The sequence below is a fragment of the Micromonospora sp. NBRC 107095 genome, assembly GCF_030269705.1.
GTDB lineage: Bacteria > Actinomycetota > Actinomycetes > Mycobacteriales > Micromonosporaceae > Micromonospora > Micromonospora parva.
In genome coordinates this window covers 413,266-426,719 of record NZ_BSTU01000004.1, presented here as the reverse complement: position 1 = coordinate 426,719, position 13,454 = coordinate 413,266, and the positions used below count along the sequence as shown (strand labels likewise).

Genomic DNA, 13,454 nt, shown 5'->3' with positions numbered 1-13,454 from the left:
GTCATCACCGCATGTGACGTGGTGTCACTGGTCGTGGCGTCCGGCTGCCCGATACTGGACTGGTGACCGCCAGCTCACCGCGCTTCACCGAGTCGACGCAGGGAAGGCTGCGCCGGCTCAATCTCGCCACGTCACTGCCGCCGGTGGTGTTCGCCGCGGTGGTCCTGGTCTACACCGACACGCGTACCTGGTGGCACCTGATCATCCTCGCGCCGGGGGCCGCGGCGGCCCTGGTGGCCTTCGAACGGTGGACGGCCAACGACCTCGCCCGGGTCGCGCTGCCCTGCCTGGTCGTGGCCGCGGTGGTGTGGCCACTGGGAGTTCTGGTCAGCGGCAGCCCCAACGCCTACTGGGGGTTCTGCGCGGTGGGCTCCCTCGCCATGCGCGAGGTGCGACGGCACCGGAAGCTGGTGCTGGCCGGGCTTTTCAGCTATGTCGCGGCGGTCGGCGCGGCGCGGTTGCTGGTGCAGCGGGACGACATCGGCCACGTCCTGGTCACCTACGTTCTCATCCCGACCGTCCTGACCATCGTCGTGACGGTCTTCACCATCGTGGGTGAACGGTTCTTCGACCTCATCCGGGAGCTCGAACAGACCCGGGAACGTGCGGCGGAGCTGGCCGTGGTCCGGGAGCGCGTGCGATTCGCCAGCGACCTGCACGACATCCAGGGCCACACCCTGCACGTGGTCAAGCTGAAGATCGCCCTGGCCCAGCGACTGCTGCTCCGGGACACCGCCCGGGTGGAGCAGGAGCTGCGGGAGACGTACGCGCTGGTCAGCGACACCATCGCGCAGACCAAGGAACTCGCCTACGCACAACGACGGCTCAACCTCACCGCGGAGATCGAGAACGCGAAGAACCTGTTCGAGGCCGCCGGCATCCGGGTCCGGGTGACCCGGGAGGCCGAGGTCGAGGCCCGCGCCAGCGAACTGCTCGGCCAGGTGCTGCGGGAGACGACCACGAACATCCTGCGGCACGCGCAGGCCAGCCAGGTGCAGATCACCCTCTCCGAGTCGGGCATCACCATCGTCAACGACGGGGTGACCGGCACCGCGCCCCCGGAGCTGCGGGGACTGGCGGCGCTGCGGCAACGGGTGGCGGGTGACGGAGGTGAGCTGACCGTGCAACAACAGCAGGGGACCTTCCGGACAGCGGCGACGTTCCCCGCCGCACGTGCTGACACGGAACGGGGTGACGGCCGATGACCACAATCGTGCTCGCCGACGACGAGGCGCTACTGCGCACCGCTTTGGCCGCGCTGCTGCCGATGGAGGGCGACGTCACCGTTCTCGCCGAGGCGCCCGACGGCGCGACGGCGGTCGAGGCCACCCTGCGGCACGAGCCCGACGTGCTGGTCATCGACCTGGAGATGCCGGGCGTGGACGGTCTCGGCGCGGTCGCCGAGATCCGCCGTACGCGCCCGGAGCAGGTCGTCCTGATGCTGACCCGGCACGCGCGCCCCGGCGTGCTGCGCAAGGCGCTGAAGCTCGGCGTCCAGGGCTTCGTGAGCAAATCCGCCGAGCCGGCGCACATCTCCTCCGTCATCGCCACCCTGCACGCGGGCAAACGCTGGATCGACCCGGACGTGTCCGCGCTTGCCGTCACCGAGGACAACCCCCTCACCGACCGTGAGGCCGACGTCCTGCGGGTCACCGGCGAGGGCTACTCGGTCGCCGACATCGCCGCCCGGCTCCACCTCGCCCCGGGCACCGTCCGCAACTACCTCTCCAACGCGATGCGCAAGACCCAGACCCGGACCCGCCACGAAGCGGCCCGCTACGCCCGCGAACACGACTGGCTGTGACCAGCGGGTGACCATGTCGGATCAGCATGGACACCGCCGTTTCCGTCTTCGACCGGATGCCGGATCCCTGCCACTGTCGAGTCCTGTCCGACCGGTGCGCCCGCGTCGGACCCACGGCACCGACAAGGAGCGATCATGATTCGTGCGACACACCGTCTGGTGGCCGCGGCGGCAGTGGTGTCTCTCGCCGCTTGCGGCCCCACCGATGCCGCCGAGCAACCGGCCGGCGACCCCACGGCGACGGCCACCGCGTCCACCGCCGCCGATCCGAGCCCCGAGTTCCGGCAACTGGAGAAGAGGTTCGGCGCACGGCTGGGGGTCTACGCGATCGACACCGGCACCGGTCGCACGGTGCGGTACCGGGCCGACGAGCGGTTCGCGTACGCGTCGACGTTCAAGGCGTTGGCCGCCGCCGAGGTCCTCGACGAGACCACCGACAGCGAGCTGGACCGGGTGGTGCGGTACTCGGCGGACGACCTGGTGACCTACTCGCCGATCACGGAACAGCACGTCAGCGAGGGCATGACGCTGCGCGCGATCGCCGACGCGGCCGTGCGGTACAGCGACAACACCGCCGGCAACCTGCTGTTGCGCCAGCTCGGCGGACCGCAGACGTTCGAGAAGGAACTGCGCGAGGTGGGGGACACGGTCACCGATCCGGCGCGCTACGAGACCGAACTCAACGAGGCGAGGCCGGGTGATCGGCGGGACACCAGCACCGCGGCGGCGCTGGCCGAGGATCTGCGGGCGTACGCCGTGGGGGACGCCCTCGAACCGGCGGACCGCGACGTGCTCAACGGTTGGTTGAGGGGCAACACCACCGGCGGCGAGCTGATCCGCGCCGGTGTGCCCGACGGCTGGGTCGTGGGGGACAAGACCGGTGCCGGCGGCTACGGCACCCGCAACGACATCGCGGTGATCTGGCCTCCGAACCGCGCGCCGATCGTCCTCGCGGTGCTGTCCAGCCGCGACCAGAAGGATGCCGACTACGACGACGCCCTGATCGCCCAGGCGGCCGAGGTCGTGATCGCCACGTTGTGACGGTGTGCCAGCCCCGCGAGGGGCGGCACCACCGGTCGGCGGCATCAGATGGATCGAGGTGAAGCGGCCGGGACGCGCCTCGAAATGTCACGGTGAGGTGGTGACACGCTGGCACTGCACGACCGGTGGGGTCCGCGCTGCAATGGGACGTCATCTTCGAAAGGAATGTCCCGATGAGCGTGCCACGATCCGACGGACCCTGGGTGGGGGCGGAACGCCCAGGCCCCTCTGCCGCGAGAAGCTCGCGTCTCCTGACGTCGGAGCAGTCCGGGCCGGCCGTCGACAGGTCCCGGCCCTTCGGCGCCCACCTGCGCATGAGCTGGTGGATGCCGCTCGTGGTCATCGTGGTGCCGCCGCTGGTGATGCTGCTTCTTCAGGTGCTGCTCTACCAGGTCGTGGGCGTCATCGAGGGCAGCGACGACCCGATGTCGGCCACGCTCACGCCGTTGAAGTTGTTGGCCATCAACATCAGCATCGGCGCGGCGGGCGTCCTGGCGGTCCTGCTTCTGGTGTGGATCGCCAAGGTGCCGTGGCGGAGCCTGATCAGCTTTCCCCGAGCCTTCGACGCCCGCCGCCTGACGCAGTACCTGATCGGAGCGGCGTTGCTGGTGGGTGCCGGGATCGGTGTCGTGGCGCTGGTCGCGCCCGACTCCCCGGGCTGGACCGCCTTCGGTGTCACCGGCACGACGATCGGCGTGCTGGTGGTCACCGTGCTGAGTACGCCGGTGCAGTCCGCCGGCGAGGAGTTGATGTTCCGCAGCGCCGTGCTACCCGCCGCCGCGTCCTGGGTGCGCCCGGTGCGCCCCGCCCTGGGAGTCGGGCTCGTCGTCTCCGGCCTGGGCTTCGCGGCGGTGCACGGGTCGACCGACCCCTGGCTGGCCGGCTACTACACGTTCATCGGCATCAGCACCGGCCTGATGGCCGTCATCAGTCGCGGCATCGAGGCGCCGGTTGCCTTCCACATCGCCAACAACGTCCTGTTCGGGATCGTCAACACGGTGATGGCGGACGGCGAGCCCTACGCGATCGACAGGTCCACCGACTCCGGTGACGCGGCCCTGCTGCTCCTCGGCGCCGTCAACATCGCCATGGTGGTGCTGGTCTGGCTGCGCGAGCGGCGAGCCCGGGCCTAACCCCACCAGGGCAGGGTGCCCGTCCGCAGGTGATCGTGCAAACTCCGGGCGACCTGGGCCATCGTCGCCTCGCTGCCGGGCTGTGCGACGGCGGGCACCCGGGAGGCGGTGAGCGCGGCGACTGCGTACGACTGCCCGTCGGCATGGTCCACCACACCTATCTCGTGGCGCAGGTGCAGCAGGGTGCCGGTCTTCGACGACCAGCGGGACGCGTCAGAGGTGAAGTCGGGGGCGAGTCGCTGCCGGTGCAGGTTGTCCGCCAGCAGAGCGCGTACGCGGGCGGCGGTGTTCTCGTGGATCGTCGAGGGGCGCCAGAGGGCGTGCAGCAGGTCGACGAAGGCCCGTGCCGACCCGGCGTTGGCGCGGGTGACGTCGAGCTGGGCGACGGGATGGCCCTGCCCGGGGGTCGCCGCGCCGATGGCGAGGGAATGCGCCAGGTGCACCTCGTCGGGGCCGAATCGTTCCGCCGGCGTCTCGGCGAGGTCGCCGACCCGGTGCCGCACGGCGATGCCCTCGATCCCTAGTCGCCGCAGCTCGGCGCTGACCGCAGCCGGCGGGACGAGGTCGAACAGGGCGTCGGCGGCGACCCCGTCGCTGACGGCGGTGCTCAGGTAGAGCAGGTCGTCCACGGCGACCCGCGCGGGATGGCGGAAGCGACTGAGCCCGGTCGGGCCTGGCGTGGTGATCCGACCGGGCGCGACGTCGACCGGTGTCGCCGCGTCGAGTTCCCCGCGCCCGACCCGCTCCAGAACGGCGACCGCCAGCGGCACCTTGACCAGCGACGCCGTCGGGTACGGGGTGTCGGCGTCGAAGCCGATCTCCTGGCCGGTGTCGAGGTCGCGGACGAGGAAGGCACCGCGCAGTCCCGCCTCGTCGAGCAGGTCACGCGCGTTGCGGACGACGGCGGTGGCGCTCATGGCGCAGTCCCTCCCGGCAGGCCACCGGTCGCGCCGTCACCGGCCGCGCCCAGGCATCGTGCGATGTCCGGGTACAGGTCGGTGCGGAGCTGGTCGAGGTCCTCGCGTGCCCCGGCGGCGACGCCGTAACCCCGTACGAGCCGCAGGCCGGCGAGGGGGCACCAGTGCAGCCCGAAGTCGTCGGCCTGCTGACGGGAGCACAGCAGCAGATCGGGGGAGCCGAGGGCCGCCGCCGCAGCGTCGACCAGGGACGGCGCGATCGACACCTGGGCCGGTGCCAGACCGGCCGACTGGCCGGCGCGGGTCAGCGGATCCCGCAGGTGCGCGACGTCGTCCTCGGGCTGGATCAGGATCCGGCGGCGGGCCTGCGTACGGGCTCGGCCGGTGCGCAGCGTCTCCAGGAACACCGTCGGTGCCGGGAAGGGAGTCCGGGCGGCCAGCCCGAGCGGTACCCGCCAGAGCGCCGTCGCCTCCGGAACCGCCACGATCCCGGTACCGACCTCAAGGGTCTGGCAGAGCCGTGCGCGCTCCTGCGGACCGGCCGGCCGTACCTCCAGGTGGATCCGCTGCCGTCGGGCCGCGGCCACCAGGGCGGCGAGGCGGTGCGGCGGGCAGATTTCGGGTACGGCGACCCGTAGCGGCCGCAACCGGGCCCGCTCGGCGTCGTCGGCCATGGCGTCGGCGAGGTCGACCAGGCGTCGCGCTGTCGGCAGCATGTCCTGCCCGAACGGGGTCAGGCGGACCGCGCGGGAGGTCCGGTCGAACAGCCGCGACCCGAAGTGCTCCTCCAGGGCGGCGATGCGGCGACTGGCCACCGACTGGGGGATTCCCGCTGCGGTGGCACCGGAGGTGAAGCTGCCGTGGCCGCTGACGGCGACGAAGGCCCGACACGCGGCGACGATGTCCATCCACCGAACCTATACCCGGAACGCATGGACAAGGCGGCAGGGATCATGACGGGCATCGTTCGTCGGCGGCCCGAAGGCGACGCAGGACTGACCCCGCACCGCCCGCGGGCGCCCGGGGCGGCGATACGATCCAGCAGGCGCCGAACCGGGAGGAGGTCGCAGGATGCGGACATCAACGTCGGCTGCCGCGATCCGGGTGCTGGTGACCGGGGTACGCGGCAAGACGGGCGCACCGCTGGCGGAACTGCTCGTGGCACGGCAGGGCGTCGAGGTGCGCGGGGGCACCCGGGATCCGTCCGGTCCCGGCCTCAACGGCGTCCAACCCACCGCCTTCTCGTGGGACGAACCGTCCGGTTGGGCGGCGGCGACTGACGGTGTCGACGCGGTGTACGTGGTCCGGCCGGACCGCGCGGACGCGCCGGAACTCATCGGCGCGCTGCTGGCCGAGATGGCGCCCCGGACCAGAGTCGTCCTGCTGTCCGACAAGGACGGTGGCCATCCAGGCGCTGACCAGCCGGGGCCCGCCGGCTGGGCGCCACGCGTCGAGCGCGCGGTCCGCGACAGCGGGCGTCCCTCGACAATCCTGCGCCCGGGCTGGTTCATGCAGGTCTTCACCGACGCGCGCTTCTACCGGGACCAGATCACCGGTGCCGGCGAACTGCCGTTTCCCAGCGGCGACGCTCTGGTGGCCTGGATCGACGCACGGGACATCGCGGCCGTCGCCGAACGGGCTCTGCTCGATCCCGGGCACGCCGGTCAGACGTACCAGATATCCGGTCCGGAGGCCCTGTCGTTGCCGCGTACCGCAGAGTTGCTCTCCGCCGCGGTGGGACGTCCCGTGGCCCATCGGGACGTGACGATCGACGAGGCCGTTGCCGGCTCCGAGGGTCTCGAACGAGACCTCTCCGCGCTGACGTTCGAGCGTGTCCGCGCCGGCGGCTTCGCCGACGTGACCGACACCGTCGCGCACGTCACCGGACGTCCGGCGCGTACGCTTCAGACCTTTCTCCGCGACGCCTTCCGCTCCTGAAACCACGTTCCTGCCCACGTACGGATCAGCGCCGCCGTGCCGCCCTTCGTCGCGCGGGACCCGCCAGGAGCAGGACGGCCAGGACACCGCCGGCGCCGGGGCCGAGGATGGCCATCCACGACATCGACCGTCCGGCCCGAGCCGGATCGTGCTGATCGGCCTTCACCTGGGACACCGGATGGTCAGGCTTCTTCTCGTCCGGGCCGACCAGGCGGCCGACCGACACATCGGGGGAGAGCGCGAAGCCCCAGTCCAGCAGCGCCGCCGCCTCGCCCAGGCTGCCCAGCGGTGCGGTCTCCGCGCCGAGCAGGGTCACGGCGAGCCGTCGTCCGTTGCGCTCGGCCACCCCCACGTACGTCTGCCGGGCCAGGTCGGTGAAGCCCGTCTTTCCGCCGAGCGTCCCCGGATAGCGGTCCAGCAGCGTGTTGTCATGGGTGAGGGAGAGACCGGGCCGTCCCGGCCCGGCCGGTATCTCTGCCACCCGGGTGGCGATGTACCGCCGGAAGTCCGCGCGGGCGTAGGTGGCCCGCGCGATCAACGCCAGGTCGTAAGCGCTGGTGTACTGGCCGGGACCATCCAGGCCGGACGGTGTCGCCGCGTGGGTCTGGTTCGCGCCCAACCGGTGGGCCTCGTCGTTCATCGCCTGCACGCCGCCCTGCCGGCCGGTGGTGCCCCCGCCGACACGGGCCAGCACGTTGGCGGCGTCGTTTCCCGATTTCAGGAGAAGCCCCAGCCACAGGCTCTTGATCGAGTACCGACCGCCCGGCACCACCCCCATCACCGAACTGGCCGGATCGAGATCGCTCAGATCCGCCCGGGTCACCTCGACCACCCGCGCGGGATCGAGGTGAGGCATCAGGGCCGCGGCGAGCAACATCTTCTGCACGCTGGCCGGCGTGCGGCGTTCGTGCGGTCCGCACCCACCCAGCACCGCGCCGCTGTCGAGGTCGGCCACCAGCCACGAGGTGGCGGTCACCGCCGGGGCCCTCGGCGCACCGGCCGGAATGGACAGTCCGGCCGTGGCCAGCGACTCACCGCCCACGGCCAGGTCGGCGGGACCGACCGGCGGCGGAGACGGTGCGGGCGGTGGGGCAACCGGCGGCTTCACTGCCGGGCAGGGCACGTACGGCGCGGCCAGTTGCGCCGGTGACGCGGGCACCACGGCGGGCGTGGTCAGACTGAGCGCCACCGCGACAATGCAAATGATGGTCACGTCAAAGGACCGTAATCGCCAATGATGCGGGCATGGCCCGGTTGCAGAAAGTGGTCCCGGGAGGGCGACAATTCCGGCCTTGGCCCGGACGGCACTGCTTCTATCGCCCTGTGCCGTTTCGCGCGGCTCCGATGCCCAGTGGACGGGCGTGTTGGCGATGTTTCGCTCATAACGCCGAAACGGATGTGAACAGACATCACCAGCCTGTTCGTTTCATCAGGGCAATAGCAGAATGGCTTCGCCAGTACGGCGCAGGCGTTGACCAACCGACGGAAAGCCCTTGAGCAGGCAGTGCGGGACCCTGGTCCTGGAGGTCCGTCAACGCGGGCCAGGCCCTCGCGCCTTGCCGATCACGCCGAGGTGGGTGTGCTCGAATCCTTCGGCCGTCTTGAGGCCGTAGCCGAGGCCGCGATCGACGCCGATGTGGAACACCCAGGCAAGGGCCAGAACTCCGAGCCAAGCGATCTGGTCGCCGAACCCGGCCGCGGCCACGGCTACCGCGCCCAGGGCCGCCGGCAGCGTGTAGGAGTGTGCCAGGTTGTAGCAGAAGGCCCCGAGGCGTGGCCCGCGCAGGTAGCCGAGCATGGACAGGTCGAAGACGAGGAAGAGGGCAAGCAGCGACCACCACGGGTACCCGGCGGTGACGGTCACGACGACGGCGAGAGCCGCGACGACGAGGCCCTCGACGCGCTGCGCTGTGATCGGACTCAGGTACGGCATCTCCCACCTCGATGTCGGTCAGGGACACTGGCGGTTGTCTTCCCGTCGCTGGCCTGACCTCGGGCAGAGGATAGACCGACGGTCACGACCCTCGTGCTCTGTTGCCGGACGACGGGGTTGCGCGCGATCCGCCCGGGCCGGTCCGGGTCTCGGCCCCGCCGTCCACGAGTTCGTACTGCAGTGCTCCTGAGGGGCAGCGCCCCACCACTTCGGCCAGGATCTCGGCCTCGGCACCGTCGGGCCGAATCCACGGACGCTGGCTCGTGTCGAAGACCTCCGGCAAGCCGCGAACGCACTCGGCGGCGTGCCGGCAACGCCCCGCCTCGAACGTGACGGTGATCTTCCGGCCCTGGTACGCCTTCTTGTTGGTTCCGCCGCTCACAACAGCCTCCTTCGTCGCGTCGTCGCCATGCCCGGCCGTTCAGTCACTGACCCTGCTGTGGGCCTGGTACACCAGGTCCTGGTACTCGGGGTGCCTGGCGATCCACCCCGCGATGAATGGGCAGGTGGCCAGGACCAGCAGGTGCGCGGCGCGCGCCTCGTCGAGGGCGGTGCGGGCCAGTGCCGCACCGACTCCCCTTCCCTCGTACTCCGGCGAGACCTCGGTGTGTACGAACGCGACGAGTTCCGTGGTACGGATGTACTGCGCGACGCCGGCGACCGTGGACTCTCCGTCGACGCGGGCCTCGTATCGCTTGGCCTCGGGGACGTCACTCACTCTTACTGCCATGTGCCCTCCAGGTGTCTTCAGCGTGGATCTCACGCCACGGTGGTTCGGTCTAGTGGGCCGACCCGTTATCAGGACTTGGTGGACAACGCGCCGCTGGACGTCGCCAAGCTGTGCGGGCTCCATCATCTCCGCGTCGTCTCGCTGAAACGCGGCGATCCCGCGGTCACCACCCAGTGTGCGGCAGCAGTCGGCCGCGACCAGTGACACCGCGTCACATGCGGTGGTGACACGGTGCCACTACCGGATCGGCAATGCCGCCGCGGGGCCGCCGGCTGCGGCATGCGTGGTCTGCCGGCTAGGCGCCTCGGCGGCCCAGCGCTGGCCTCGCCGCAGAGCGCACTGACGCCGACAGGTGATGGGCTCGGGCACAGAGTCACTGCCCGCCCAGGACGGCCGGCCATCGATGACCGGCTCACTGGGAGGACCGCGCTACGCGTCGACGCTGAGACCCAGTGATCGGCTCAGCAGCGCGGTCCTTCTCGTTGTGGCAGGGTCACGCGGAGTTGCGCCACTTGCGGCCGTGTCGGCCGATGAGCCGGTCGGCGTCGGTCGGGCCCCAGGAAGCGGCCTCGTAGGTGGGGATCGGCGAGTTGTCCTGCTTCCAGTTGTCGATGATCGGGTCGACGATCCGCCAGCACTGCTGCACCTCGTCGCTGCGGATGAACAGCGACGCGTCACCGATCAGCGCGTCCAGGAGCAGACGCTCGTACGCCTCCGGGGACTCCTCGACGAACGTCTGGTCGTAGGAGAACTCCATCGTGGCGGTGCGGACCCGGAAGGAATGGCCGGGCACTTTGGCGCCGAAGCGCAGCGAGATGCCCTCGTTCGGCTGGATCCGCAGGATCAGTGCGTCAGCGTCGAGGCCGGTGAGCTGGTCGGTGGGGATCGGCAGGTGCGGCGGCCGTTGGAACTGCAGTGCCACCTCGGTGAGCCGGGCCGGCAGGCGCTTGCCGGTGCGTACGTAGAACGGCACTCCGGCCCAGCGCCAGTTGTCCACGTTGAGCCGCATGGCGGCGTAGGTCTCGGTCCGCGACAGGGGGTCGACGCCGGCCTCCTCGCGGTAGCCGGCCATCAGCTCCTCGCGGGTGCCGCCCCGGGTGTACTGTCCCCGGACCGCGGCCTCGGCGATGTCCCGGTCGGTAGGGAGCCGGATCGCCTGCAGCAGCTTCACCTTCTCGTTGCGCAGGCCCTCAGCCTCGAATGAGGCCGGTGGTTCCATGAGTGCCAGCGCGAGAACCTGGAGCACGTGGTTCTGCACGATGTCCCGCATCGCGCCGGCGTCCTCGTAGAAACCGCCGCGGCTGCCGACGCCGAGGGTCTCGGCGACCGTGATCTGCACGTGGTCGACCCAGGAGCGATCCCAGATGGGCTGGAAGATCGAGTTCGCGAAGCGCAGCGCCAGCACGTTCTGGACGGTGTCCTTGCCCAGATAGTGATCGATACGAAAGACCTGGTGCTCGTCGAACGCGCTGTGCACGACACCGTCTAGCTCGCGGGCCGTGACCAGGTCGCGCCCGTACGGCTTCTCGATGACCAGGCGGGAGAAGGATCCTTCGCGCGGCTGGTTGAGCCCGACACCGGCCAGTCCGTTGATCACCGGCTCGAAGGCCCCGGCCGGGGTGGACAGGTAGAAGAGGCGGTTGCCGGACGTGCCCCGCTGTGCGTCGAGCTCGTCGAGGGTCTCCACGAGCCGCTTGTAGGTCTCCGGGTCGTCGTAGCCGCCGGCCACGTACCGCACGCCGCCCTGGAGTTGGTGCCTGCTGGCGAGGGTGCGGTCGCCGAGGGCGCTCTCGGCGAACTGCTCGTCGGTCATCGACGTGCGCGCGACGCCGACCAGCGCGAACTGGTCCGGGAGGCGCTCGTGGCGAGCCAGGCTCTCCACTGCGGGCAGCAGCTTACGCCGGGTCAGGTCACCGGAGGCACCGAAGATCACCAGCGTGGCCGGCGGGGCAGTCCGCTCCTGGATGAGCTGAGATGCGTGTTCCATGGTCTGCGTTCCTCCGGGCACAAGGGGTGGGGGTTGGGGGGTGCCGTGTTGTCATGCCAGGGATTGTGCGGCTACGGGTAGGGGCTACCCGCGGGCATCCTGCCGGTGCTGCCGCGGGCTCACGCCACGGCGGCGCTTGAAGGCGGTGCTCAGGGCGAAAGAGCTGCCGTAGCCGACCTGGTGGGCGACCGCACCGACGGTGGCGTCCCGTTCGCGCAGCAGGTCGGCGGCGAGGGCCAGCCGCCATTCGGTGAGGTATGTCATGGGTGGTTCGCCGACCAGCGCGGTGAACCGGCGGGCCAGCGCGGCCCGGGAAACCCCGCTCTGGGCAGCCAGTGATGCCACGGTCCAGGGTTTCGCGGGGTTGTTGTGCAGCAGTTGCAGGGCCCGGCCGACCACGGGGTCGCTGTGTGCTCGATACCAAGCAGGGGCCTTGGCCCCCGGTCGGGCGAACCATTCACGCAGCGTGGCGATCAGTAGTAGGTCGAGAAGGCGGTCGAGCACGGCTTCCTGACCGGGGTCGTTTTTGACGATCTCGGTGGCCAGGAGCGGTACCAGCGGAGTGTCCCAGGATTCGCGCCGGACGACCACCAGCGGCGGCAGCGCGCCCAGCAGTCGCTGACCAACGACGCCGTGCGTCGTGTACGTGCCGGTGAGCAGGATCGTCGAGCCGTCCAACCCGTTGCCCCACGTCCGTACGCCCAGTTGGGTCATCTCGAACAGTTCCTGGCCGTCCGGAGTGGTGCACCGTTGACCCTCATGGATGATCACCTGCGGTGCCGTGGCCGGGTTGTCGGCGACGGTGTACGGGCCGGGGCCGCGCATGATCGCCACGTCTCCGAGGCCGAGCCGTACGGGAGCGCCGTCTTCGGGAACGATCCAGGCATCGCCCCGGACGTTGGCCAGCAGGGCGAGCGGTGCCTTATCCCTGATGGCGATCGACCAGGGTGGCATCAGGACCGAGCGGAGCAGGAACGCGCCCTGCGCCCGGGGTCCGTCGAGCAGACCGGAGACAGCATCCACGTAGACGATTGAACATGACAGTGCGCGTCTTGGCTATGTGTAGTCTCACCGATTCGCACTTCAATGGTTCGTATGACAAACAAGCGAGAGCAGAAGGCGGTCTTGGTCCTAGGCGGCACGGGCAAAACCGGGCGCCGCGTCGTAGAGCGGCTGCGGGGCAGGGGAGTGTTGGTCCGGGTCGGTTCCCGGGCCGCCGAGCAGCCCTTCGATTGGACGGACCGGACGACTTGGGCGCCGGTGCTCCACGATGTCGGCGCCGTGTACGTATCCTTCCACCCAGATCTCGCCGTACCTGGTGCGCCGGAGACGGTCGGTGCGTTCGCCGATCTCGCGGTGGCCTCCGGGGTCTCCCGGCTGGTGCTGCTGTCGGGCCGGGGTGAGGACGAGGCGCAGACCGCCGAGAAGCTGATCCGATCCGCCGGCGTCGAGTGGACGATCCTGCGGTCGAGTTGGTTCAACCAGAACTTCAGCGAGGACTACCTGCGGGAGCCGGTCGTGGGCGGCGAGGTGGCTCTCCCGGTCTCGACCGTGCCCGAGCCGTTCGTGGACGCCGAGGACATCGCCGACGTGGCCGTGGCGGCACTGATCGAGGGCGGACACGCGGGGCAGCTCTACGAGTTGACCGGTCCGCGGCTGCTCACCTTCGCCGACGCGGTCGCCGAGATTGCCGGGGCCACCGGCCGGCGCATCGACTTCGTTCCGGTCTCTATCGAGGACTACACAGGGGCGTTGACCGCCGAGGGCGTGCCGGTGAAGGTCGTCGAGTTGCTGGCGTACCTGTTCACGGCCGTCCTCGACGGTCGCAACGCCCACATTGCCGACGGGGTGCAGCGTGCCCTGGGCCGTCCACCGCGCGACTTCGTCGACTACGCCAAGGAGGCAGCCGCCGCCGGTGCCTGGAACAGGGCGTAAGGCGGGGAGTGCGCGGGGCCTTGACCCTGGTGCGGG

15 protein-coding genes are annotated in these 13,454 nt (G+C 70.5%); 7 read left to right on the top strand and 8 right to left on the bottom strand.

Translation table 11 applies throughout. The features are described 5' to 3' along the window. Positions 1–62: 62 nt before the first annotated feature. The 4 genes from QSK15_RS21850 to QSK15_RS21835 all read left to right on the top strand — a co-directional run bounded on the left by QSK15_RS21850 (position 63) and on the right by QSK15_RS21835 (position 3,978). Complete coding sequence (locus tag QSK15_RS21850; protein ID WP_285796024.1) at positions 63–1,205, top strand: sensor histidine kinase; 1,143 nt, start codon at positions 63–65, stop codon at positions 1,203–1,205. Then, the gene (locus QSK15_RS21845; protein WP_285796023.1) at positions 1,202–1,804 is read left to right on the top strand and encodes a response regulator transcription factor; all 603 of its coding nucleotides are present in this window, start codon (positions 1,202–1,204) and stop codon (positions 1,802–1,804) included. Before QSK15_RS21850 ends, QSK15_RS21845 begins: the two co-directional genes overlap by 4 nt. A 132-nt stretch (positions 1,805–1,936) precedes the next feature. Then, positions 1,937–2,845, top strand: coding sequence for a class A beta-lactamase (gene bla, locus QSK15_RS21840; protein WP_502889642.1), 909 nt, complete (start codon positions 1,937–1,939; stop codon positions 2,843–2,845). 326 nt (positions 2,846–3,171) lie between these two features. Next, positions 3,172–3,978, top strand: coding sequence for a CPBP family intramembrane glutamic endopeptidase (locus QSK15_RS21835; protein ID WP_285796021.1), 807 nt, complete (start codon positions 3,172–3,174; stop codon positions 3,976–3,978). On the opposite strand, the gene QSK15_RS21830 is transcribed toward QSK15_RS21835, so the two are convergent. After that, positions 3,975–4,895, bottom strand: a complete 921-nt coding sequence (locus QSK15_RS21830; protein WP_285796020.1) for a serine hydrolase — start codon at positions 4,893–4,895, stop codon at positions 3,975–3,977. The genes QSK15_RS21835 and QSK15_RS21830 overlap by 4 nt on opposite strands. Further along, positions 4,892–5,803 carry a helix-turn-helix domain-containing protein gene (locus tag QSK15_RS21825; protein WP_285796019.1) on the bottom strand — a complete coding sequence of 304 codons (912 nt, stop codon included), beginning with the start codon at positions 5,801–5,803 and terminating at the stop codon, positions 4,892–4,894. Before QSK15_RS21825 ends, QSK15_RS21830 begins: the two co-directional genes overlap by 4 nt. Positions 5,804–5,966: 163 nt before the next feature. Between QSK15_RS21825 and QSK15_RS21820 the strand changes: the two genes are divergently transcribed. After that, complete coding sequence (locus QSK15_RS21820; protein ID WP_285796018.1) at positions 5,967–6,833, top strand: NmrA family NAD(P)-binding protein; 867 nt, start codon at positions 5,967–5,969, stop codon at positions 6,831–6,833. Positions 6,834–6,858: 25 nt separating this feature from the next. Here QSK15_RS21820 and QSK15_RS21815 read toward each other — a convergent pair whose 3' ends face one another. The 4 genes from QSK15_RS21815 to QSK15_RS21800 form a co-directional block, all read right to left on the bottom strand. After that, a complete protein-coding gene (locus tag QSK15_RS21815) occupies positions 6,859–8,046 on the bottom strand; it encodes a D-alanyl-D-alanine carboxypeptidase family protein (RefSeq protein ID WP_285796017.1) in 1,188 nt (395 codons plus the stop codon). Between the two features lie 318 nt (positions 8,047–8,364). Then, positions 8,365–8,766 carry a DUF4260 domain-containing protein gene (locus tag QSK15_RS21810; protein WP_285796016.1) on the bottom strand — a complete coding sequence of 134 codons (402 nt, stop codon included), beginning with the start codon at positions 8,764–8,766 and terminating at the stop codon, positions 8,365–8,367. A gap of 82 nt (positions 8,767–8,848) precedes the next feature. Beyond that, the gene (locus QSK15_RS21805; RefSeq protein ID WP_285796015.1) at positions 8,849–9,148 is read right to left on the bottom strand and encodes a (4Fe-4S)-binding protein; all 300 of its coding nucleotides are present in this window, start codon (positions 9,146–9,148) and stop codon (positions 8,849–8,851) included. 39 nt (positions 9,149–9,187) lie between these two features. Continuing rightward, the gene (locus tag QSK15_RS21800) at positions 9,188–9,496 is read right to left on the bottom strand and encodes a GNAT family N-acetyltransferase (protein ID WP_285796014.1); all 309 of its coding nucleotides are present in this window, start codon (positions 9,494–9,496) and stop codon (positions 9,188–9,190) included. Between the two features lie 78 nt (positions 9,497–9,574). Here QSK15_RS21800 and QSK15_RS21795 point away from each other — a divergent pair, with 78 nt between their 5' ends. Beyond that, complete coding sequence (locus QSK15_RS21795; protein ID WP_285796013.1) at positions 9,575–9,700, top strand: hypothetical protein; 126 nt, start codon at positions 9,575–9,577, stop codon at positions 9,698–9,700. 289 nt (positions 9,701–9,989) lie between these two features. On the opposite strand, the gene zwf is transcribed toward QSK15_RS21795, so the two are convergent. Then, a complete protein-coding gene (zwf, locus tag QSK15_RS21790; protein WP_285796012.1) occupies positions 9,990–11,483 on the bottom strand; it encodes a glucose-6-phosphate dehydrogenase in 1,494 nt (497 codons plus the stop codon). 84 nt (positions 11,484–11,567) lie between these two features. Next, positions 11,568–12,506: an AraC family transcriptional regulator gene (locus QSK15_RS21785; protein WP_285796011.1), complete on the bottom strand. Its 939-nt coding sequence runs from the start codon at positions 12,504–12,506 to the stop codon at positions 11,568–11,570. Between the two features lie 72 nt (positions 12,507–12,578). Between QSK15_RS21785 and QSK15_RS21780 the strand changes: the two genes are divergently transcribed. Next, entirely contained in the window at positions 12,579–13,418 is an 840-nt protein-coding gene (locus tag QSK15_RS21780) for an NAD(P)H-binding protein (RefSeq protein ID WP_285796010.1), read from the top strand. Positions 13,419–13,454 lie beyond the last annotated feature (36 nt).

Excerpts from the sequence above, each read along its gene's own strand:
- QSK15_RS21845 (WP_285796023.1), top strand. The coding sequence starts at position 1,202 with ATGACCACAATCGTGCTCGCCGACGACGAGGCGCTACTGCGCACCGCT.
- QSK15_RS21835 (WP_285796021.1), top strand. The coding sequence starts at position 3,172 with ATGCCGCTCGTGGTCATCGTGGTGCCGCCGCTGGTGATGCTGCTTCTT.
- QSK15_RS21830 (WP_285796020.1), bottom strand. The coding sequence starts at position 4,895 with ATGAGCGCCACCGCCGTCGTCCGCAACGCGCGTGACCTGCTCGACGAG.
- QSK15_RS21825 (WP_285796019.1), bottom strand. The coding sequence starts at position 5,803 with ATGGACATCGTCGCCGCGTGTCGGGCCTTCGTCGCCGTCAGCGGCCAC.
- QSK15_RS21820 (WP_285796018.1), top strand. The coding sequence starts at position 5,967 with ATGCGGACATCAACGTCGGCTGCCGCGATCCGGGTGCTGGTGACCGGG.
- QSK15_RS21810 (WP_285796016.1), bottom strand. The coding sequence starts at position 8,766 with ATGCCGTACCTGAGTCCGATCACAGCGCAGCGCGTCGAGGGCCTCGTC.
- QSK15_RS21800 (WP_285796014.1), bottom strand. The coding sequence starts at position 9,496 with ATGGCAGTAAGAGTGAGTGACGTCCCCGAGGCCAAGCGATACGAGGCC.
- zwf (WP_285796012.1), bottom strand. The coding sequence starts at position 11,483 with ATGGAACACGCATCTCAGCTCATCCAGGAGCGGACTGCCCCGCCGGCC.
- QSK15_RS21780 (WP_285796010.1), top strand. The coding sequence starts at position 12,579 with ATGACAAACAAGCGAGAGCAGAAGGCGGTCTTGGTCCTAGGCGGCACG.